Source organism: Streptomyces noursei ATCC 11455 (assembly GCF_001704275.1).
GTDB lineage: Bacteria > Actinomycetota > Actinomycetes > Streptomycetales > Streptomycetaceae > Streptomyces > Streptomyces noursei.
Window position 1 is genome coordinate 1,205,490 of sequence record NZ_CP011533.1, and the last position, 18,792, is coordinate 1,224,281.

The following is an 18,792-nucleotide window of genomic DNA, read 5'->3' on the forward strand; positions in this document are numbered from 1 at the left end:
GCGGGTTTCAGCCGTCGTGGCCCCGGACGCGGGCGATCAGCAGCGCGACGTCGTCGTGGTCGTTGCCGTGCCGCAGTTCCCCCAGGAGGCGGTCGCAGAGCTCCTCCAGCGGCCGCTCGGGCTCGGCGAGCAGCCCGAGGAGCAGGTCCAGACGGGCGTCGATGGGCTGGTCGCGGGTCTCGATCAGTCCGTCGGTGTAGAGCACCAGTTGATCGCCGGCGCGCAGCGGCACGGTGGTCTGCTCGAAGGTCACGCCACCGACGCCGAGCGGGGCGCCGGTGGGCAGGTCCAGGAGTTCCGGCGGTTGGCCGGGGCGCACCACGACGGGCGGCAGGTGTCCCGCGACGGCGATCCGGCACTCCTCCCGCTGCGGGTCGTGGACGGCGTAGAGGCAGGTCGCGAACGCCGGGTCGAGGCCGCCGGCGATGTGGTCGAGGTGGTGGAGCACCTCGGCGGGGGCGAGGTCGAGGTCGGCCAGCGCGCGGGTGGTGGTGCGCAACTGCCCCATGGTGGCCGCCGCGTTGATGCCACTGCCCATCACGTCGCCGACCACCAGCGCGGTCTTGTCCTCGGCGACCGGGATGACGTCGAACCAGTCGCCGCCCACCTCGCTGGCCGCCTGCGCGGGCTGGTAGCGGTAGGCGATGTCCATGGTGGTGGGCTTCGGCGGCCGGTGGTTCATCAGGTGCCGCTGGAGGGTGAGCGCGGTGCGGCGCTCGCTCTGGTAGGAGCGGGCGTTGTCGATGCAGACCGCCGCCCGGGCGGCCAGTTCGACGGCGAGCACCGCGTCGTCCTCGTCGAAGGGGACCGGATTGTCCGTGCGGTAGAGCGACAGCGCGCCCAGCACCTCGCCGCGGGCGATCAGCGGCACCGCCAGATAGGAGTGCAGCCCGGCCTCCCGCAGCAGCTCGGCGCCCCGTTGGTCGGCGGCGATGTGCCGGCGGTCCGCCGGGCCCACCTCGGTGACCAGCACCGGCCGGGCCTCGGTGACGCAGCGGGTGATCAGCCGCTCGGTCTCGTAGGCGGCCAGCTGCCCGGTGGGGTCGGCGGCCCCCATGGCGGGTGTCTCGCCTGCCGCGGCGGTCGCCAGCGCCCGGAAGCGGGCCGGCCCGCCGCGGTCGCGCACGGCGGGGCGGCGGCCGTCCAGGACGGCGTCGAGGACGTCCACGGCGGCCAGGTCGGCGAGCTCGGGCACGATGACGTCGGCCAGTTCCTGGGCCGTCTGGCCGACGTCGAGGGTGGTGCCGACGGTCGCCGAGGCGTCCGCGATGACCGCCAGGCGCCGGCGGGCGCGGGCGGCCTCGGTCGCGGCCCGGTGCTGGTCGGTGACGTCCACGACGGAGGTCGCCACGCCCAGCACCCGCCCGTTGGCGTCCTCCAGCCGGTAGTACGAGACCGACCACGCCTGGTCGGCGTCGGGGTGGGTGGCGGTGGGGCCGATGGAGAAGTCGTCCAGCAACGGCCGGCCGGTGGCCAGCACCTCACGCATCCGCTCCTCGATCGCGTCGGTGTCCAGGAAGGACAGCGCGTCCCGGACGTGCCGTCCGATGTGCCGCTCGGCGGCCAGGTCGTTGATCCGTTCCAGCGCCGGGTTGACCATGACGAACCGCAGGTCGGTGTCGAGCACCGCGAGCCCGATCGGCGACTGGGCCACCAGGCGCACCGACAGCGCCAGGTCCCGCTCCACCTCGCGCAGCACGGCCTGGTCGGTGGCGATGCCCAGGGCGTAGGAGGCGCCGTGTTCGTCCTGGAGCCGCATGTTGCGGAACTCGACCAGTCGGGTACTGCCGTCCTTGTGCCGGACGGGAAAGACCCCGGCCCAGCTCTCCCCGCCGGACATCACCTCCGCGAACAGCCGCAGGACCAGTTCCACGTGCTCGGGGTGGACCAGCAGCCGGGCGGCGGACCGCCCGAGCGCCTCGTCGGCGCGCCATCCGAAGAGCTCCTCCGCCTGCGGGCTCCACAGCGTGATCCGACCCTTGGCGTCCAGCATCACGGCGGCCACGCCCAGGACATCGAGCAGCCCGCCGGGGTGCGACGGCCCGGCCCCGGCCTGGGCAGCACTCTCCGGGAACGCGTCGGTCGCACCCATCCAGGCACTCCTTCCGCCGGTCCGCGAGACCGACAGCCGTGGCGCTCCGTGCACGGACCGGTCGTGCCGTGCTGCCGCTGCCCTCCATCATCTCTCGACACCGGACGGACCCGCAGGCAGAGCAGGGCCCGCCAGTGGCGAGGGCCGTACCGGAGGGAGCATTATGTGCCGCCGTCCCCCACCTGGGCGACCTGGTTGACGATATTGATCCACTGAGCGGTGGCCGGACAACGCCCGCGCGGGAGCACCCGACTTGGAGATGTCGATCTCTTGGGACTACCCTGACATTAGTTGCTGGAGGCAACCAATAATCGTTTTCGTACCCCCGGGTGCTCCCATACGCCGCCGGGGTCAGGAGGAAGCCCTCAATGCCCATATCCGACCAGCCGTTCCGCACATATGTGGAGGAGAACCTCGATGCACTTAACCGCGACCCCGGCCACGAGGCCCTGGTCCACCAGGGCCGCCGGGTCACCGCCGGCGAGTTCCGCGCACTGGTCCTGCGGATGGCCCGCGCCCTGCGCGAGCGCGGCGTCCAGCGCGGCACCACCGTCACCCTGCTGAGCGGCAACCTCCCGGAGACCGTCGCCGCCCGCTACGCAGCCAACCTCGTCGGCGCCCGGGTCAACCACCTCTACAACAAGCTCTCCGCCGACTCCCAGGCCGCGATCGTCCGCGACGTCGAGACCCGCGCCCTGATCGTCGATCCGCGGCTGGCCGAACGGGCCGCGGAACTGGTCGAGTTGGCGCCCGTCCCGGACGTCCTGGTGCTGGGCCCGGCCAAGCTGGGCACCGACCTGCTGGAGCTGGCGGCCGGCCACAGCGACGAGCCGTTCGTCACCGACGCCCGGCCCGACGACATCTGCACCATCCGCCACACCGGCGGCACCACCGGCCACCCCAAGGGCATCTGCACCAGCTTCGAGCAGGTGCGGTGGTTCACCGGGGCGCTCCCGGAGTTCGAGGACGTGGTGCACCGGCAGTTGGTCTGCACCACCCTCGCGCACGCGGCCGGCTACATGGCCGACGGCGTCCTGCGCTCCGGCGGCACCGTCGTCCTGCTCGACGACTTCGACGCCGAGGAGGCGCTCGCCACCATCGAACGGGAGCGGATCACCGCCCTGTTCCTGCTGCCGCCGCTGCTGTACCAGCTGATGGACCACCCCGACCGGCCGGGCACCGACACCTCCAGCCTGCGCATGGTCACCTACGGCGGCTGCCAGGCGTCGCCGGCCCGACTGGCCGACGCGGTACGGGCGTTCGGCCCGGTGCTGGTGCAGGGCTACGGCCAGAACGAGGCCGGCGGCATCAGCGTGCTCACCCAGGAGGACCACGACCCCGAGCGCCCCGACCGACTGCGCTCGGCCGGCAAGGTGCTGCCCGATGTCGAGGTGGCGGTCCGGGACGAGTCCGGACGCGATCTGCCGCCCGGCGAGCACGGCGAGATCTGCGTCCGCTCCAGCATGATCATGCAGGGGTACTGGAAGCAGCCCGAACTGACCGCGGAGGTGCTGCGGGACGGCTGGCTGCACACCGGCGACGTCGGATTCGTCGACGAAGAGGGCTACCTGACCATCGTCGACCGGCTCAAGGACATGATCGTCGTGGTCGGCGGCCATGTGTACACCACCGAACTGGAGGACCTGCTGAACTCGCACCCGCAGGTACTCCAGAGCGCCGTCTACGGCGTCCGCGACGCGGACCGGATGGAGCGGGTGCACGCGACGGTGGTGCGGACCCCCGGCGGCGACGTCGACGCGGAGCAGCTGCGCGCGATGGTGCGCGAGGTCCGCGGCCCGATGTACGAGCCGGCCCGGATCACCTTCGCCGAGGCACTGCCGCTGACCGACGCGGGCAAGCCGGACAAGAAGGAACTCCGGCGCCGCGCCGAGGAGTCGGGCGCCGCGGCCTGATCACATCGACCGGTCCGGGACGCCGGACCGGTGAGAGCGGGCCGCCGCAGCACGTGTCTGCGGCGGCCCGCCCGGCTGCGCACGGTCAGAACCACCAACCCAACAGGCCACGGAGAATGCGTCCGATGAGCCCGATCTCGTGGAACTCGCAGCCTTCCCGCTCATAGTGGCCGCGGCCGCGATGGCCCTCACGGCCCTCGTGACCGGATCGCCCCTCTTCGCCGAATTTGCCGAAGCCGACGAAGTCGCAGTCGTCGTCCCGGCGGTGACGGTGGTTGCGACCGTGATGACCACGGCCGTGATCCCCGCTCACCGCGACGGTCTGCCCCTGAGAGGCAGCCTGGGCCATACCGACTGTCGGGACGACCGTCGCGGCGGTGAGCACCGCGACGGCCAGGGAACGTCCTATGAACTTACGCATGCGCTGCTCCTGATATGGCAGGAAATCGGACAAGGTGATCGGTACCGCGCGGTACCGGGTTCCTCGCAGGCGCAGCGGACGGCCACTCCAACAGCCCGCGGATTGCGGCTGAACGGGTACCGCCGGGACGACCGGGCCCGGACGGGCACCGCGCGACGGTGCGTTCCGCGGCCGGTCGGGTCAGTGCTTACGGGCCCGGCTGGGCTGGACCCTGGCGGGCTCGCCGGGCATCTTCGGGTGGTCCGGCGGATAGGGCAGGTCGCCCAACCCCTCGTCGGCGGCGTGCCGGTCGGCGAGCTCCAGCAGGGCCTCCAGGCCGAAGGCGTGGTCGGCCATGTCCGCGTGGACATCGCCGAGTTCGGCGAACCGGGGCGGGACGGTGCGCAGGTCGAAGTCCTCCGGCTCGACGGCGGACAGCTCCTCCCAGCGCAGCGGGGTGGAGACCGTCGCCCGGGGCCGGGCGCGCAGCGAATAGGGCGAGGCGATGGTGCGGTCGCGGGCCATCTGGTTGTAGTCGACGAACACCTTCTCGCCGCGCTCCTCCTTCCACCAGGCCGAGGTCACCAGCGTGGGCAGCCGCCGCTCCAGCGTCCGTGCCACGGCGATCGCGGCCCGTCTGACCTCGGTGAACGTCCAGTGCGGGCGGATCGGTACGTAGACGTGCACCCCGCGGCCGCCGGAGGTCTTCGGCCAGCCGCGCAGCCCGTGCTCGGTCAGCAGCGCGCGCAGCTCGTGGGCGACGGTGACGGCGTCGGCGAAGCCGGTGCCGGGCTGCGGGTCGAGGTCGATCCGCAGCTCGTCGGGGTGCTCGGTGTCCGCCCGGCGGACCGGCCAGGGGTGGAAGGTCAGGCACCCCAGGTTGGCCGCCCAGACCACGGCGGCGGGTTCGTTCGGACACATCTCGTCCGCGAACCTGCCACTGGGGAAGGTGATGCGGGCGGTCGGCAGCCAGTCCGGCAGCCCCTTGGGCGCCCGCTTCTGGTAGAAGAACTCGCCCTCGACGCCGTCGGGGAACCGCTGCATGGTCGTCGGCCGGTCCCGCAGGCCGCGCAGCACCCCGTCCGCCACGGACAGGTAGTACTGGGCGACGTCCAACTTGGTGAATCCGCGCGCCGGGTAGTACGTCTTGTCCGGGTTCGACACGCGCACCGCACGCCCCGCGACGTCCAGTTCCACAGCTCGGGCTCCGGCCATGACTCCACGCTAGGGTCCGCCGGGGAACCCCGCGCGGTGGGCGGCCCGGCGGGGCGGCCGGTCCCGGCGGGCGGGAACGGGCGCCGGCCCGCAGGATCGAGGGCATGGACCTGCCCGTGATGCCCCCGGTCTCCCCCATGCTCGCCAAGTCGGTGGCGAAGATCCCCGCCGGCATGCAGTACGAGGCCAAGTGGGACGGCTTCCGCGTCATCGTGTTCCGGGACGGCGACGAGGTCGAGATCGCCAGCCGCACCACCAAGTCCCTCAGCCGCTACTTCCCCGAGGTGCTGGCCGCGGCGCGGGCCGAACTCCCGCCGCGCTGCGTGCTGGACGGCGAGATCGTCATCGCGCACGACGGCCGGCTGCACTTCGAGGAACTGCTGGAGCGCATCCACCCGGCCGATTCCCGGGTGCGGACGCTGGCCGCCCGCACGCCCGCCTCGCTGGTCGCCTTCGACCTGCTGGCGCTGGACTCCGCTTCGCTGCTGGACGAACCGCAGACCGCCCGCCGGGAAGCCCTGGTCGAGGCGGTGCGGCCGGCCCGGGCGCCGGTGCACCTCGCGCCCGCCACCACCGACCGGGAGCTGGCGCAGCGGTGGTTCGCGCAGTTCGAGGGGGCCGGGCTGGACGGGGTGATCGCCAAACCGCCGGACCTGCCGTACCGGCCGGGCGAGCGGGTGATGTACAAGGTCAAGCACGCCCGGACCGCCGACTGCGTGGTCGCGGGCTACCGGCTGCACAAGAGCGGGCCGGTGGTCGGCTCGCTGCTGCTCGGACTGCACGACGACGCCGGGCACCTCCAGCACGTCGGGGTGTGCGCGTCGTTCCCCATGGCCCGGCGGCGCGCCCTCGTCGAGGAGCTGGCACCGCTGCGGATGGACGACGCCACCGGGCACCCCTGGGGCGCGTGGGCCGACGAGGCGGCGCACGCCGGCCGCCGGATGCCGGGCGGGCCGAGCCGCTGGAGCGGCGGCAAGGACCTGTCGTGGGTGCCGCTGCGCCCGGAGCGGGTGTGCGAGGTGGGCTACGACCACATGGAGGGCAGCCGGTTCCGGCACACCGCGCAGTTCCGCCACTGGCGTCCCGACCGTACGCCGGAGAGCTGCACCTACGCGCAGTTGGAGGAGCCGGTCGGCTACGACCTGGGCGAGCTGCTCGGCGACTGACCCGGCCGGTGGCCGGTCAGCACTCCGGCGGCCAGCGGCGCCGGCTCTCCCCCGGTGCCAGCCGGTCCACTACCTCGGCGAGCTCCTGACACACCTGCTCGATCTTCCGGCGGATGGTGTTCTGCTCGGTGACGATCGCCGAGAGCAGCAGCGCGGTGAGCGCGGCGGAGGCGTTGAGCGCCTGGAGGTTGACCATCGACTCCAGCAGGCTCCGCCCGGTGAACGGGCCGTACCGGCCGGTCGCCGCGCTGATCGCGAAGACCGACATCAGCAGGACGCAGGGCGCCGCCCCGATCAGTTGGAACCGCAGCGCCGCCCACACGATCACCGGGAAGACCAGGAACAGCACGGACAGCGAGGTCCGGGTGGCCACCAGCGAGACCACCACCGCGGTCACCAGCAGCGCCGCCGCCTCGCCCCACCGGTACAGGGGGACGTCGCGGAACGGCCGGACCGTCCGGAAGGCGAGCACCAGCGGGGTGATCACCAGGACGCCCATCGCGTCGCCCACCCACCAGGACGCCCAGGTCCGCCAGAAGTCCCCGGCGGGCAGTGCCCCGGTGAGCACCTGGGTGCCGCTGCCCAGCGTCGCGCTGATCACCATCGCGGCGAAGGCGCCGAGGGAGACCAGGGCGACACCGTCGCGCAGCCGGTCCAGTTCGGTGTGGAAGCCGACCCGCCGCAGCATCAGGCAGGCGCTGACCGGGGCGAGGGTGTTGCCCGCCACCACACCGAAGCCGGCCAGGTCCGGCCGGGTGAGCGTCCAGATCACCAGGACGGTGCCGAGCGCGATGCCCGGCCACATCCGCAGGCCCAGCAGGAGCAGGCAGCTCAGGGCGATGCCGGTGGGCGGCCACAGCGGGGTGACCACGGCGCCCGCGATCACCACCTGCTCCAGCAGGCCGATCTTCGCGGCCCCGTAGTAGACGCCGGCGAGCACGAGGTTGCCCAGGGCGGCCGGAGCCAGCCGACGGATTTCCCCGGTGCGCACCACATCTGCCATCAGACAATGCCGGCGGGCGGCCGCCGGACGCGACACGCGCTGCCGGTCCCGGCTTCACCCGGCCCCGCGCCGCCCCGCGTCGTGGCACAACACGATCACCGCGGCGTCGTCGGTGTGGCCGGTCAGCTCGGCGACGCACATCACCGCGCCGGCGACCTCGGCCGGGTCGTCGCCGGCCTTGGCGCTGACCAGCCGGGCCACCTCCGCCAGCCCGGCCTCGATGGGGAACGACGGTCCCTCGATCACCCCGTCGGTGAGCAGCACGAACGCACCCGCCGCGGTGAGCCGCCGGCGGGTGACCGGATACCGCTGACCGGGCAGCACGCCGAGCGGGATGCCGCCGGGGTCCTCGGCGACGCCCCATCGTCGGTCGGTGGTGGCCCAGACGCCGGGGACGTGTCCGGCGCGGGCGCTGGTCAGCTCCCAGGACAGCGGGTCGAACCGGACGAAGGTACAGGTCGCGAAGAGCTCGCAGTCGATGGACAGGAGCAGGTCGTTGGCCCGGCTGAGGACTTCGCCGGGGTCGGCGGCGTGCGCGGCCACGGCCCGCAGTCCGATCCGGATCTGCCCCATGAACGCGGCCGCCTCCACGTCATGGCCCTGGACGTCGCCGACGGAGAAGGCCAGCGATCCGTCGGGCAAGGGGAATCCGTCGTACCAGTCGCCCCCGATGGCGAGGCCGTGCCGGGCGGGGGCGTAGGTGGCGGCGGTGCGCAGACCGGGCAGCTCCGGAAGGGCGGCCGGCAGCATCTCGCGCTGCAGCACCTCGGCCAGCTCCACTCTGGCCCGCTGGAACTCCGCGCCTTCCCGCGCCTGGGCGGTCAGCCGCCCGAGCGTGGTGAGCAGATCGTCGGCGCTCGCCGCCCGCGGGGGACGACGCCGAAGCATGGCCCCATCATATTTCGGGGGTCCGGCATCCGCTTGACGGCCTGAACGGCCGCGGGCGCCCCGGTGATGGCCCCGGGGCGCGGCGGGCTCAGCCGGCCGGCTGCGGGGCCGCGGTCAGCTGGCCGACGCCGGACCGCACCGCCCAGAAGAAGACCGCCAGCGCGGCGGCGGCCACGGTGAGCGAGTCGTAGGGGGCGGGCAGGTGCCCGGAGCCCTTGAAGGTGCCCAGCCAGGACAGCGCGGTGAGCCCGACGAGGTAGACCACCAGCCAGGCACCGATGCGGAGTTCGGCGCCCAGCGAGCGGCGCGGCCCGGCGCCGTCGTCCTCGATGACCGGCGCGCCGGGCCGCCGCATCCACAGGAAGAGCAGCACTCCGGCGAGGACCAGCGGCAGCGCCAGCCGGAGGTGCTGCCACCCCGACCAGTAGACGAACTCGCTGGCCACCACGAAGCTCAGCGGGGCGATCCAGCGCAGTCCCGGCACCCAGCCGGCGGTGCCGCCGGGCTCGGTGCGGAAGACCGCGACGGCGACCGCGGAGGCGGCGTAGATCAGCAGGTACATGTCGCCCATCACGCTGACGATGTCCTGCCAGCCGCCGAACGGCAGCAGGAACAGCACGATGACGACGAGGTTGATGACCAGTGCCCGGCGCGGCATGCCGGAACCCTCGTCGACCTTCATGAAGTAGCGGGGAATGGTGCCGTTCTTGGCCAGCGCGTAGGTGTGCCGGGCGTCGATCGCCACGCCGACGTAGGCCGAACCGCCGGGCGAGAGCACCGCGTCGGCGTAGAGCAGGCTGGAGAGCCAGTGCAGGTTGAGGATCAGGGCCAGTTGGCCGAAGGGGGAGTCGAAGGAGACGCCCTTCCAGCCGCCGCCGAGGAGGTGTTCGGGGACGGTGAACAGGTAGGCGACCTGGAGCGCGAGGTACATCAGCAGGGCCAGGCCGATGCCGGCGAGGACGGCCCAGGGGAGGGTGCGGCGGGGCTTGCGGGTCTCGCCGGAGAAGTCCAGCGGCGCCTGGAAGCCGTTGACGGAGTAGACGATGCCGCCGCCGGCCAGCGCGGTCAGGCAGGCGACGTAGCCGTACGGGGCGAATCCGCCGTGGTCGGTCAGGCGCCCGGAGTGCCAGCCGGAGGCGATCAGGGCGAGCACGGTGGCGATCGGTACGGCGATCTTGAAGATCGAGACCAGGGTGTTGAGCCGGGCGAACAGTTTGACCGCGAACCAGTTCAGTGCGGTCAACAGCACGCTCAGCCCGCAGGCCAGGGCCAGCCCGGCGAGGGTGAGGGTGTGGCCGTTGTAGAGGCCGGGGAGGTAGTGCGCGGTGTACTGCATGATCGCGCTGATCTCGGCGGCGGTCCCGCCGACCGACAGCAGCACCGACCAGCCGACGACGGTGCCGACCAGCCGGCCGTTGGCGAACAGCGGCCAGCGGACGGTGCCGCCGCCCTCCGGCCGGGACGCACCCAGCTCGATCATGACCAGGGCGACCAGTCCGCACAGCAGGCCAGCGCCGATCCAGGACAGCAGCGCGGCCGGCCCGGCGGTCTGCGCGGCATACATGGCCGCGAACAGCCAGCCGGAGCCGACGATGTTCGAGAAGCCGATGCCGGTCAGCCCCCAGAAGCCCAGGTCCCGCCGCAACCGGCGTTCCTGTGCCCGCACTTCGGGCGCGGCGCCCCCGCCGGGCTCGCCCGATACCTGACGTTCCGCCACGGAACGGCCTCCTCGCCTCGCGATCTGCGCTGGTCAGGACCCTACTCGACATGTTCGCGCCACAGGGAGGCCGAATGTTGCGGCAGCGTGAAGCCTGTGGCGGCGGGGTCAGACGAGCTGCTCGGGGGTCAGGCCGAAGGTCTCGCCGAGCCCCCGGCGCCCGGCGTCGGTGAGCCGGACGACCCGCCGGTACCGACCGTTGCGCAGCCAGTCCAGCGCGAACAGTCGGGCGGTGACCGCGCCACCGACCGCGCCGGCGAGGTGGTGGCGCCGCTCGCCCCAGTCGACGCAGTAGCGGACCGCCGAGCGGCGGCGCGGCAGGTGCTCCAACTCCACGCCGAGCGCGGTCAGTCGGCCGCGGCCGTGAGGCGTCAGGAGGTAGCGGACCGGCGCCCGGGCCGCCTCGGTACGCTCCTCCCGGAGGATGCCGTCGGCCAGCAGGGTCGCCATCAGCGCGACGCCGAGGCGGCCCGCCAGATGGTCGTAGCACAGGCGGGCGCGCAGCAGGGCCCGGGCGCGGGTGTCGTCGTTCAAGGAGCGCACCGGCAGCGGCCGGGCGATCAGGGCGAGCTGTTCCAGGGCACGGGCGACGTCGGGCGTGGCAAGCCGGTAGTAGCGGTGCCGGCCGTCGAGTTCCACGGTGAGCAGCCGCGCCGCGCGGAGCCTGGCCAGATGGCCGCTGATGGTGGAGTTGCTCACCCCGGCCTCGGCGGCCAGGGCGCTGGCGGGCAGCGCACCGCCGCCGGCCAGGGCCAGCAGCACCTTGGCCCGGGAGGGGTCGCCGATCGCCGCGGCGACCTCGGCCACATCGGTCTCGGTGCGGGCTTCGAGCTGCGTCCGGGCGTCCATACCGCGACCGTACGGTGCGAACGCTTCGTCAACCAGCGAAACGTTCTCGCGCGCGGAATCGGACGGGCGGATGGCTCGCCCGCCGTACGCCCCACCCCGCCCGTGGCCAGAACGTTTCGCCGGGGACCGCAACGATCCGGCCCGACACTGACCGCATGACGACGATCAACACCTCCGCTCCGGCCCCGGCCCGTACCGGCCGCGCCTCGCCGCTGCCCCTGGTGGCCCTGTGCCTGGGCTACTTCCTGGTCATCCTCGACGTCACCGTGGTCACCGTGGCGCTGCCGGACCTGGACCGGGCGCTGGGTGCCGGGGTGACCGGTCTGCAGTGGACGGTGGACGGCTACACCCTGGTGTTCGCCGGGCTGCTGCTGTTCTGCGGCGGGCTGGCCGACCGGTTCGGCGGGCGGACGGTGTTCCTGGCGGGGCTGGCGGTGTTCGCGGCGGCCTCGGCCGGGTGCGCGCTCGCCCCGTCGATCGCGGTGCTGGTCGCGGCCCGGCTGGTGCAGGGCGTCGGCGCGGCGCTGCTGGTGCCCGCGTCGCTGGCGCTGCTGCGGGCCGCGTATCCGGAACCGGCCGCGCGGGCCCGGGCGTTCGGCGTCTGGGGCGCGGTCGCCGGCATGGCCGCCGGGGCCGGGCCGGTGCTCGGCGGCGTGCTGGTCGCCTCGTTCGGCTGGCGCGCGGTGTTCCTGGTGAACCTGCCGGCCACGCTGCTCGCCCTCGTGCTGACGATTCGCCATGTCCCGCGCACCCCCGCCGGACCGCGCCGCCGGGGCCTGGACGTTCCGGCCCAGACCGCCGCGGCGGTGAGCGTCGCGGCACTGGCCGCGGGCTGCATCGAGGCCGGCGCCCCGGGGCACCCCCGCGCCGTCGTCCTCGGCGCGTTCGCCGTCGCGGCGCTGGGCCTGGCCGCGTTCGTGTTCCTGGAACGCCGCGCGCCGGCGCCGATGCTGCCGCTCGACCTCTTCCGCGGCCGGGCCTTCACCGCCGCCACGCTCGTCGGCGTCCTGCTCAACACCGGCTTCTACGGGCTGCTGTTCCTCGCCCCGCTCTACTTCCAGCGGGTCCAGCACTACAGCACGCTGCGCACCGGCTTCGCGCTGCTGCCGGCCGTCGGCCTGTTGGCGATCGGCTCCGCGCTGGGCGGGCGCCTGACCGCCCGGACGGGGCCGCGGCCGCCGATGGTGGCGGGCCTGGTCATCGGGGCGGCCGGCCTGGCCGGCTGGCTGTGCGCGGGACCCGGTACGCCCTACGCGGCGCTGGTCGCCCCGATGGCCGCGGCCGGTTTCGGGGCCGCGCTGACCATGCCGTCCGCCACCGCGGCGGTGATGGAGTCCGCCCCCGGTGAACGGGGCGGCGCCGCGGCCGCGGTGTTCAACGCCGCCCGCCAGCTGGGCAGCGTCCTCGGTGTGGCGGTCTTCGGCACGCTGACCGCCGGCGGTCTGGTGCCGGGCTTGCACACCGCGGCCGTGGTGGGCGCCGCCGGGTTCCTGGTCGCGGCCCTGCTCACGGCACGCTGGACACCGGGCACGGCCCGCACGGCCTAGGTCGTGCCCCCCGCGCGCGCCCGCGTCGCGCCCCCGCCGCCGCCCTCACCCGAAGGCGATCAGCCCGACGGCGGCGACCGCGACCACCACCGCCCCGACGACGAACGCGAGGATCACCTTGCGCTGCGGCGCCAGCTCTCGTCCTGTCGCCACGGCAAGGTCATACGGCTGCTCCTCACGGTCGTTCCCGACGGTCGCCTGCCCGTGGTCCGCCTCGGCACACCCGCGTCCGGGGGCCGGAATCCGCGCCCGGGACGTCCCGCCCGTCGCGCGAGGGCACCGTTCCGGCCCCGGTGCTCACCCACAGACCCAGCAGCCCGCCCAGCACGCGGAGCGGACCTGGTGGTTGCGCAACTGCGGCCCGGTGAGCGCGTCGGGTCGGGCCTCGTCGCCCTGGCCCTCGGCGAGCGCGCGGGCCAGAGCGAGCCGACCGCACACGATGACGGTGAGCGCGGCCAGCTCCTCGGGATCGGCGCGACCTCGGACGATGCGCAGCGGCACCTCGGCGGACTCCTCGGGCGGACGGGTCATACCGCCGACGCTAGGAGCGGGTGGTGGCGGCGGCCCGGCGGCCTGCGCCGTTCGGCGGCCGGGCCGCCTCCGCAGGCGTGATTTCGATGGGCCCGGCCGTGTTGCTCCCGGGCGCCGCCGGGCGGGCGGCGAGGATCGCGCGCAAGTAGGGGCACGCACACCGGCGGCGGATGCCGCAGTGGGGATGGCTGGGCGATGAGATCTGAGCGGACCGGCGACGAGCAGGGCCCGGCGCAGGACGGCGGGCGAAGGGGGTTCCTCAAGTACGCGGCGGGGATCGCCGGGGTGGCGGCCGGCGCCGGGCTGGGCGGCGGCACGGCGGTGGCCGTCCCGGCGGGCCGGACGGCGGCGGACGGCTCCCCCGCCCCGTCGGGCGACGGCCGTCAGCTCCCGCCGGACCGGGTGCCGTTCCACGGCCGCCACCAGGCCGGCATCATCACCCCGCAGCAGCTCTTCGCCGGGTTCGCGGCGTTCGACGTGCTGGTGCAGAACCGGGCGGACCTGGCGCGGCTGCTGCAGAGGCTGACCGACCGGTCCCGGGTGCTGTCCGCCGGGGTGAAGCCGAGGGACGAGCGGACGGCCTCGGAGCCGCAGACCCCGGACTCGCTGACCGTCACGGTCGGCCTCGGGGCGTCCCTCTTCGACGACCGGTTCGGGTTGGCCGGGCACAAGCCGCGGCATCTGAAGGCGATGCCGTCCTTCCCCGACGACCGGCTGGAGCCGGCGCGCTGCCACGGCGACCTCTCGGTCCAGGTCTGCGCGGAGCACCCGGACGCGATCGTGCACGTGCTGCGCGACCTGAGCCGGGCGACCCACGGCATGCTCCGGCCGCGCTGGCGGATGGACGCGTTCATGAACCCGTCCCGGCCCTCGGGGTCGCCGCGGAACTTCCTCGGCTTCAAGGACGGCATCGTCAACCCCGACACCGGGTCGGCGGAGGAGCTGGACGACCTGATCTGGGTGACGCCGCCGTGCGGCGAGCCGGACTGGGCCGAGGGCGGCAGCTATCAGGTGCTGCGGCTGATCCGCTTCCACTCCGAGTCCTGGGACGACGTGCCGGTGCGGCGCCAGGAGGAGATCTTCGGACGGCACAAGGCGAGCGGCGCGCCGCTGGGGGGCGCGGTGGAGGGCGACGCGCCGAACTACCGCGACGACCCCGACGGCCGGACCATCCCGCTCGACTCGCACATCCGACTGGCCAACCCGCGCACCCGACGCACCGACAGGTCCCGTTTTCTGCGCCGGAGTTACAACTACAACCAGGGGTACGACCGGCACGGGCAGATGGACCTGGGCCTGGTCTTCTGCGGCTACCAGCAGAACGTGCAGCGGCAGTTCGCCACCGTGCAGCACCGGCTGCGGCACGAGCCGCTGTCCCGCTTCATCACCCCGGAAGGCGGCGGCTACTTCTTCGTGCCGCCCGGGGTGCGGGACGAGGAGGACTGGTTCGGCGCCCGGCTGATGCGGGACACCCACTGACGAGGCGGGTGTCCCGGGGGCGGCGCCCGGTCAGCAGCCGAGGTGGTCGCCCGGCACGGTGCCGAGGATCTGCGCGAAGCGCGTGTAGTTGTCGATCCGGTTCTGCACCTGGCCGGGGTTGCCGCCGTTGCACTCCAGCGAGCCGTTGATGCTGCGGATGGTCTCGCCGAAGCCGGCGCCGGTGACCATGGCGTTGTGCGCGGTCATGGTGCCCGGTCCGTTCTGGGTGTTCCAGTACCACAGCGCGGTCCGCCAGGCGACCGCGGCGTCCCGCTCGACCAGGTACGGGTTGTTCAGCAGGTCGATGCCCAACGCGTCGCCCGCGGCCTTGTAGTTGAAGTTCCAGCTGAGCTGGAGCGGTCCGCGTCCGTAGTAGGCGGCCTGGCCGGCCGGACACCCGTACGGCTGGGTGGCGTCGCAGTAGTGCGGGTAGTTGCCGGTGTTCTGCTCCACCACGTAGACCAGGCCCCCGGTCTCGTGGCCGACGTTCGCCAGGAAGGCGGCGGCCTCCTGGCGCTTGACGGTGTCGCTCCCGGTGTTCGCGAACTCCGGGTAGGAGCCCAGCGCCGCGACCAGTCCGCTGTAGGTGTAGAACGAATTCCGGTTCGGGAACATCTGGTTGAACTGCGCCTCGCTGACGACGAATCCCTCGGCTCGGGTGTCGGCACCGGCCGGGGCGGTGCAGGAAGGGCAGCCCGCCGAGGCCACCGCCGGCGAGGCGGGTGCGACGAGGGCGAGGCCCACGGCCATGGTGGTGGCGCTTAACAGGGCCGCGAGGCGGGTCTTCATGACGGTGACTCCTTCGTGCGGTCGGGCCCCGCGGGCGAAGAGGAGGGCGGGGGGGCGACCACTGTGGGGGGCAAGTGCCGTGCAGCACCGGCTCGTTGACGTGTGAGCAGGCAGGTCGGCGGCTGGGACCGGAGGCGATCCGCGGTCTAGACCAGGTCACCCTACGGGCGGTCGCGCGAGCCTGTCCATACCACCGTGGCGACGGCCGGCGGTCCGCCCCGAGCTCAATCCGCCGCGGCCCCTCCGCCGGTCGCCGGAGCCCGCCCGGCCGGTCGCCGCGGGAGGCCGAGCCGTGCGGGGTCCCGCCGGGGAGCCGCTTCCGCCAGTTCCCGGACGAGGCCGTGGTCCGGGGAGAGACGGCAGGCGGGGTCGGTGGCGGCGGCGTCGCCGGTGAACGCGAACGCCTGGCAGCGGCAGCCGCCGAAGTCCTTCTCCCGCATCGCGCAGCCGCGGCAGGGCTCGCGCATCCAGGCCGTGCCCCGGTAGCGGGTGAAGGCGGGCGAGTGGTTCCAGATCCACGCCAGCCGGTGGTCACGGACGTTGGGGGCGTCGAGGCCGGCGATCGAGGCGGCCGCCGGGCAGGGCAGGACCGTTCCGTCGGGGGCGACGGTCAGGGACACCGCGCCCCAACCCCCCATGCACGGCTTGGCGTTGCCGTCGAAGAGGTCCGGGACCACCCACACCACGTCGAGCGTGCCGGCGAGTTCCGTCCGGCGGCGGCGTACGGTCTCCGCCGCCCGGGCGAGTTGCTCGCGGGAGGGCAGCAGCTCGGCACGGTTGAGCAGCGCCCACCCGTAGAACTGGGTGTTGGCGAGTTCGATGCGGTCCGCGCGCCAGGCCGCGGCGAGGTCGATCAGAGCGTCCAGCGCGTCGAGGTTGTGGCGGTGCAGGACGACATTGACGCCCAGCGGCAGCCCGGCGGCGCGGACCAGCTCAGCGGCCCGTTCCTTGGCGGCGAAGGAGCGGCGCCCGGCGATCCGGTCGGACGCCGCCGCCGCGGCGTGCTGCACGGACAGCTGCACGCTGCGCAGGCCGGCGTCGGTCAGCCGGCACAGGCGCTCCCGGCTCAGTCCGACGCCGCTGGTGACGAGCTGGGTGTGGATGCCGGCGTGGTCGGCGGCGGCCACGACGGCCTCCAGATCGGAGCGGAGCAGCGGTTCGCCACCGGAGAGATGGGCGCTCACCACCCCCAGGTCGGCGGCCTGCCGCAGCGTTTCCTGCCATTCGGCGGTCGTCAACTCGGCTGATCCGGCGATGAGTCGGAGCGGATTGGAGCAGTAGGTGCAGTGCAGCGGGCAGCCGTGGGTGAGCTCCGCGAGCAGGGCCCAGGGCGGCTCCGGTCGCGGCGCCGGTCCGGGCGGCGCGATCACCGCAGCCACCCCTCCCCCCGCATCCGCCCGAGGAACACCGGCACCTCGGCCGCCACCGGCGCGTCGGGGTGCCGGCGGCTCAGCTCGGCCACGATGTCCGCCAGCTCGCGTTCCCCGTCGCACAGCCGCAGGACGGCGCCCGCGCTCCCCTCCAGCACCACGACGCGTTCGGGCAGGAGCAGCAGGTCGGTGTCCCGCACCCGGTCGTGGCGCAGCAGCACGGCGGGCGCGAGGGCCGGCCGCCAGCCGGTCACGGCCGGCTCTCCCCGCGCTCGACCGCGTCCAGCAGCGACCAGAGCACCTGGCACTTGAACCGCACCGCCTCGACCGCCAGTTGCTGTTCGGCCTCGGTGCGCGCCCAGTCCAGCACCAGCGCCAGGGCCTCCTTGCCGTCCCGCCGCCCCTGGTCCTGTCGGCCGCGGAAGTAGTCGAGGCCCGCGGGTTCGATCCACCGGTAGTGCTTCTCGAAGGCGTCGATCCGGGTGCGCATGATGTCCGGGGCGGACAGTTCGGTGAGGGAGGCCGCGACCGCCTCCAGCGGCGAGCGCAGCCGGCAGAAGTTGACGTAGCCGTCGACGGCGAGCCGCACCCCGGGCAGTACGCCGGTCTCGTCCCCGAGCAGCGTCCGGTCCAGCCCGGCCGCCTCGCCGAGCCGCAGCCAACGCTCGATGCCGCCCTCGCCGTCCCGCTGCCCGTCGTGGTCCTGGATGCGCCGCAACCACATCCGGCGCAGTTCCGGCGTGCCCAACTTCGCCAGGACGAGGGCATCCTTGACCGGGATGTGCCGCTGGTAGTGGAACCGGTTGCGGATCCACCGGCGCAGCTCCTCGGGCGTCAACTCCCCCGCGTGCATACGGAGGTTGAAGGGGTGTCGGTCGTGGTAGCCGTCCCGTGCCACGGCCCGCAGGCTCTCCTCGAACGGCGTGCTCATAGGGCGATCTCCATGCCTTCCGCGGCCACCGCGAGCCCCCGCGCCGCCAGCTCCTGGTGCTGCGGTGCGGCGGGATCGACGAGCGGGTTGGTGTTGTTGAGGTGGGTGTAGAGGCAGCGGGCGGCGAGCGGCGCCAGTCGGCGCGCGGTGCCGCCCGGCCCGTCGATCGGCAGGTGGCCCATGCCGGTCGCGGTGCGGGTGGCGAAGCCGCTGCGGCGCGGCTCCTCGTCGTCCCAGAACGTGCCGTCGAGCAGGACGAGATCGGCGTCGGTCACCGCCGCCTGGAACGCGTCCGGCCAGTCGGCGAGCGCGGGGGCGTAGAGCGCGGTCCCGCCCGTCCGCCGGTCGTGCAGGCGGAGCGCGACCACCCACGGGCCGGTGGCGGCGGTGCGGGATCCGGCGGCGTACCGGGGCCGTTTGGCGGAGACCGGGACGGCGCTGATCTCGATGTCGGATCCCGCGCTCAGCGGAGCGGGGGCGGCGGCCAGTTCCCGCCAGGCGAGGTCGGCGTACGGGGTCAGGACGTCGTCGAGGCGCAACCGCTCGCGGAGCGCCGCGCGGACCGGGTCGGCGGCGAGCACCTCGATCCGGTCGGCCTCGCGGAGCCGTGCCAGGCCCAGCGTGTGGTCGAGTTCGGCGTCCGTGAGGACGATGCCGGCCACCGGGGTGCGGCGCGCGCCGGGGCCCGGGTGCAGGGCGGGGGTGTGCTCGATCTGGTCGGCGATGTCGGGGGTGGCGTTGATCAGGTACCAGTGGTCGTCGTCGGCTCGTACGGCGAGCGAGGCGTGCCGGCGGCGCCGGTCCGGGTGGGCGCGTGCCCCGGCACACCCGGGGCACGCGCAGTTCCACTGGGGCACGCCGCCGCCCGCCGCGGTGCCGAGCACCCGCAGCTGCACGGCGGC

Annotated in this window: 17 protein-coding genes; 4 read left to right on the top strand and 13 right to left on the bottom strand. The window is 73.8% G+C overall.

Annotated features, from left to right (window positions below):
• Positions 1–7: 7 nt before the first annotated feature.
• Positions 8–2,092 carry a SpoIIE family protein phosphatase gene (locus SNOUR_RS04860; protein WP_067344152.1) on the bottom strand — a complete coding sequence of 695 codons (2,085 nt, stop codon included), beginning with the start codon at positions 2,090–2,092 and terminating at the stop codon, positions 8–10.
• A gap of 368 nt (positions 2,093–2,460) precedes the next feature.
• Here SNOUR_RS04860 and SNOUR_RS04865 point away from each other — a divergent pair, with 368 nt between their 5' ends.
• A complete protein-coding gene (locus SNOUR_RS04865; protein ID WP_067344153.1) occupies positions 2,461–4,005 on the top strand; it encodes an AMP-binding protein in 1,545 nt (514 codons plus the stop codon).
• A gap of 85 nt (positions 4,006–4,090) precedes the next feature.
• On the opposite strand, the gene SNOUR_RS04870 is transcribed toward SNOUR_RS04865, so the two are convergent.
• Positions 4,091–4,459, bottom strand: a complete 369-nt coding sequence (locus SNOUR_RS04870; RefSeq protein ID WP_067344155.1) for a hypothetical protein — start codon at positions 4,457–4,459, stop codon at positions 4,091–4,093.
• A gap of 147 nt (positions 4,460–4,606) precedes the next feature.
• Entirely contained in the window at positions 4,607–5,620 is a 1,014-nt protein-coding gene (gene ligD / locus SNOUR_RS04875) for a non-homologous end-joining DNA ligase (RefSeq protein ID WP_174717843.1), read from the bottom strand.
• 104 nt (positions 5,621–5,724) lie between these two features.
• On the opposite strand from ligD, the gene SNOUR_RS04880 reads away from it, so the two are divergent.
• Positions 5,725–6,786 (top strand): ATP-dependent DNA ligase, encoded by a 1,062-nt coding sequence (locus tag SNOUR_RS04880; RefSeq protein WP_067344159.1) that lies wholly within the window; start codon positions 5,725–5,727, stop codon positions 6,784–6,786.
• A gap of 16 nt (positions 6,787–6,802) precedes the next feature.
• On the opposite strand, the gene SNOUR_RS04885 is transcribed toward SNOUR_RS04880, so the two are convergent.
• The 4 genes from SNOUR_RS04885 to SNOUR_RS04900 form a co-directional block, all read right to left on the bottom strand.
• Complete coding sequence (locus SNOUR_RS04885) at positions 6,803–7,780, bottom strand: MASE1 domain-containing protein (protein WP_067344160.1); 978 nt, start codon at positions 7,778–7,780, stop codon at positions 6,803–6,805.
• Between the two features lie 63 nt (positions 7,781–7,843).
• Positions 7,844–8,677, bottom strand: coding sequence for a PP2C family protein-serine/threonine phosphatase (locus SNOUR_RS04890; protein WP_067344162.1), 834 nt, complete (start codon positions 8,675–8,677; stop codon positions 7,844–7,846).
• Between the two features lie 88 nt (positions 8,678–8,765).
• Positions 8,766–10,322: an APC family permease gene (locus tag SNOUR_RS04895; protein WP_079142214.1), complete on the bottom strand. Its 1,557-nt coding sequence runs from the start codon at positions 10,320–10,322 to the stop codon at positions 8,766–8,768.
• Between the two features lie 180 nt (positions 10,323–10,502).
• On the bottom strand, positions 10,503–11,243 hold the full coding sequence (locus SNOUR_RS04900) for an ArsR/SmtB family transcription factor (protein WP_067344165.1): 741 nt from the start codon (positions 11,241–11,243) through the stop codon (positions 10,503–10,505).
• Between the two features lie 155 nt (positions 11,244–11,398).
• Here SNOUR_RS04900 and SNOUR_RS04905 point away from each other — a divergent pair, with 155 nt between their 5' ends.
• Positions 11,399–12,790: an MFS transporter gene (locus SNOUR_RS04905; protein ID WP_067344167.1), complete on the top strand. Its 1,392-nt coding sequence runs from the start codon at positions 11,399–11,401 to the stop codon at positions 12,788–12,790.
• A 297-nt stretch (positions 12,791–13,087) separates the two neighbouring features.
• On the opposite strand, the gene SNOUR_RS04910 is transcribed toward SNOUR_RS04905, so the two are convergent.
• Positions 13,088–13,321, bottom strand: coding sequence for an acyl-CoA carboxylase subunit epsilon (locus SNOUR_RS04910; protein WP_067344169.1), 234 nt, complete (start codon positions 13,319–13,321; stop codon positions 13,088–13,090).
• Between the two features lie 195 nt (positions 13,322–13,516).
• Here SNOUR_RS04910 and SNOUR_RS04915 point away from each other — a divergent pair, with 195 nt between their 5' ends.
• Positions 13,517–14,800 carry a Dyp-type peroxidase gene (locus SNOUR_RS04915; RefSeq protein ID WP_067344170.1) on the top strand — a complete coding sequence of 428 codons (1,284 nt, stop codon included), beginning with the start codon at positions 13,517–13,519 and terminating at the stop codon, positions 14,798–14,800.
• 30 nt (positions 14,801–14,830) lie between these two features.
• Here SNOUR_RS04915 and SNOUR_RS04920 read toward each other — a convergent pair whose 3' ends face one another.
• The 5 genes from SNOUR_RS04920 to pqqB form a co-directional block, all read right to left on the bottom strand.
• Complete coding sequence (locus SNOUR_RS04920; RefSeq protein WP_067344172.1) at positions 14,831–15,589, bottom strand: chitinase; 759 nt, start codon at positions 15,587–15,589, stop codon at positions 14,831–14,833.
• A 224-nt stretch (positions 15,590–15,813) separates the two neighbouring features.
• Positions 15,814–16,968 (bottom strand): pyrroloquinoline quinone biosynthesis protein PqqE, encoded by a 1,155-nt coding sequence (gene pqqE, locus SNOUR_RS44500; RefSeq protein WP_312632023.1) that lies wholly within the window; start codon positions 16,966–16,968, stop codon positions 15,814–15,816.
• Entirely contained in the window at positions 16,956–17,213 is a 258-nt protein-coding gene (gene pqqD, locus SNOUR_RS44505; RefSeq protein WP_312632024.1) for a pyrroloquinoline quinone biosynthesis peptide chaperone PqqD, read from the bottom strand. The genes pqqE and pqqD overlap by 13 nt, the downstream gene beginning before the upstream one ends.
• Positions 17,210–17,890 (bottom strand): pyrroloquinoline-quinone synthase PqqC, encoded by a 681-nt coding sequence (gene pqqC, locus SNOUR_RS44510; RefSeq protein WP_067344174.1) that lies wholly within the window; start codon positions 17,888–17,890, stop codon positions 17,210–17,212. Before pqqC ends, pqqD begins: the two co-directional genes overlap by 4 nt.
• Positions 17,887–18,786, bottom strand: coding sequence for a pyrroloquinoline quinone biosynthesis protein PqqB (gene pqqB, locus SNOUR_RS04940; RefSeq protein WP_067344175.1), 900 nt, complete (start codon positions 18,784–18,786; stop codon positions 17,887–17,889). Before pqqB ends, pqqC begins: the two co-directional genes overlap by 4 nt.
• Between the last annotated feature and the right edge of the window lie 6 nt (positions 18,787–18,792).